1 protein-coding gene and 1 pseudogene are annotated in these 2,135 nt (G+C 42.4%); one reads left to right on the forward strand and one right to left on the reverse strand.

The genetic code is table 11. The annotated features are described in order from the left end of the window. Positions 1-751: pseudogene (locus B3K91_RS05725) on the reverse strand (hypothetical protein); the annotation flags it as partial. Between the two features lie 906 nt (positions 752-1,657). Between B3K91_RS05725 and B3K91_RS05730 the strand changes: the two are divergent. Continuing rightward, a partial coding sequence (locus tag B3K91_RS05730) for a hypothetical protein (protein WP_292594254.1) occupies positions 1,658-2,135 on the forward strand: 478 nt, incomplete at its 3' end.

A 2,135-nucleotide genomic window follows, 5' to 3' on the forward strand; every position in this document is an offset into this window, starting at 1 on the left:
CATCATCAGCTGACCCGCCAAGGCACTTCTGCCAGGCAATGTTACCTGTACCGTTTAATTTCACTATCCAGTAATCGAATTCTTCACTACTTCCGTGTTTGCCAGTAACATCTCCATTGTTTGACCACGTACTCCCCGCCACGATAAAGCCGCCATCGCTAGTTTGCTGAATGCTTTGTGCTTCATCATAATCCGACCCGCCAAGGCACTTTTGCCAAATGATGTTACCTTTGCGGTCCAATTTCACTATCCAGTAATCGCCTCTGCCATGATTGCCAGAAACGTCTCCGTCGTTCGAATTTGTATACCCGGCGATGATATAGCCGCCGTCGCTCGTTTGCCAGATGCTGTGTGCTTCATCATAATCCGACCCACCAAGGCACTTGGAAAAGGAAGTGTTTTCATATGTGAAAGTCCAGCTAATTATGTTGGAGTAAGCATTTTCATTATCTTTTGCCCTGACGTCAAAGGTATGAACCCCTTCTTTATATCCACTCCATTCATAAGAAGAAGATAACCCGTTAGTTTCCCAACTAATCCCGTCTTTCCTGAATTCGTACGTCGTTATCGTCCCGTCCGGGTCGCTTCCATTCCAGATGAATGTTGTACTGCTCTGAGATATAGTTCCAGACGGCCCACTGATTTTGATCAGTGTCGGAAGTCTGTTCCGAACACCAGGGCACCCTGTGATAAGAAGCGTCGAAGCTACTAGCAGCATAAGCAACAGAACAGAAATAGAGCAGTTCTTCATAATCGCACCTCCATGAGTCAAGCCTCGAACTCGAATTAAACACGGGAAGTCTAGACAACAAACGACAAGGTGTGCAACACACTCGCAACATCAATATAGCACAAGTTACATTATTTACAAAGTGAAGTAGACATTGCTATTAAGGAGATGTTGCACAAATGGCGAAGTGACTCACATCTCCTTTGACGAGCTCTTGCTGGGAATGTTTCGGTATTCGAGTACTTATTTTCTATAGCAGAATCTTCACGAGATAGTCTTTGAACTTCTCCAAGGGAGCTATTGTGTTTTTGTTGGAAACAGTTATTTCTTAAACAAGAGTAAATTCGAGAGCCACGATAGTTCTTGCATGAGTAAAAACGAACTTATTCTATAAAGATCACACACACATTCAATCCGGCTGACATTTGTCTGTGTACTCCAGAAAACCTAGATATAAGGCATAGTGTTGCTGTCAAATAAACGAACAAGTACTATGACTCTTTAGGCCCGACCCTTCAATTATCCAAGTTGTGCCAGTCAATGAGATGCAAAAGAACAGTTAGTAAAACAGTAAGTAAGGACTTTTCTTGTCATGGGACGCACTCGCGTATATTGATTGGTTCTAGTCAATCCGAAAGAGAACTCGCAATGTCATGCATTAAAGAGCAAATTAGATTGTGGATTGTTATAGCGACAATCCTTTTGTCGTGTTTCTTTGAAAACCTTTAACAAAAAGTGAAAGATCGTTTTGAACAGGTTTGGGTTGGGTTCCGTAATGCATCATAATTAAATCTACTCAAGAGGGTTCTAGCATTATTAGATATATAGAATGTTATAATGTAGAACGTAAGATCGTGCAATCTGTAATAAACATTTCGGTCTTCTCGTTTCCTTCTCAAGTCAAGTATCCTATTGGGGGCCATTTCGATGAAAAGAGTATCTGTTTGGGTAATAGCTTTCGTTTTGATCCTTTTGGTTTCATCCTGTGTTCCGTCTAATCTGAAACCCATATTGCTGAAAGTCAGGGGCCTCGAAGGCGTCATTCAGGTATCGACGAATTCTTTTGAATGGATAGGAACCGATACAGATGGCATCATTGACAGATATAATAGAACAGGGTCAGACTCCATTTTTCACACTGAACGAGAAATCGAAGACAAAAAAAACTGTGAGGGACTTCTTATACACAAAAAGAAAAGAATGGAGCCTATTTCCTGCTCCGCCTACGGGGGCACCCACATTCTAAGAGAACATACCAACATGGTTCACATGAAAACAACGTTGTCCGTCGACGGTCCGCTGTTTTTTGATACGCGCGCAAGACGTGAGAACAATCGTCGAGAAAGAGCATTGTCGAGATGTTCGCTTCGCTCACGAGAAGGTGAGAGAAAAGCCAGTCACTGCT

The organism is Mesotoga sp. UBA5847, assembly GCF_002432735.1.
GTDB lineage: Bacteria > Thermotogota > Thermotogae > Petrotogales > Kosmotogaceae > Mesotoga.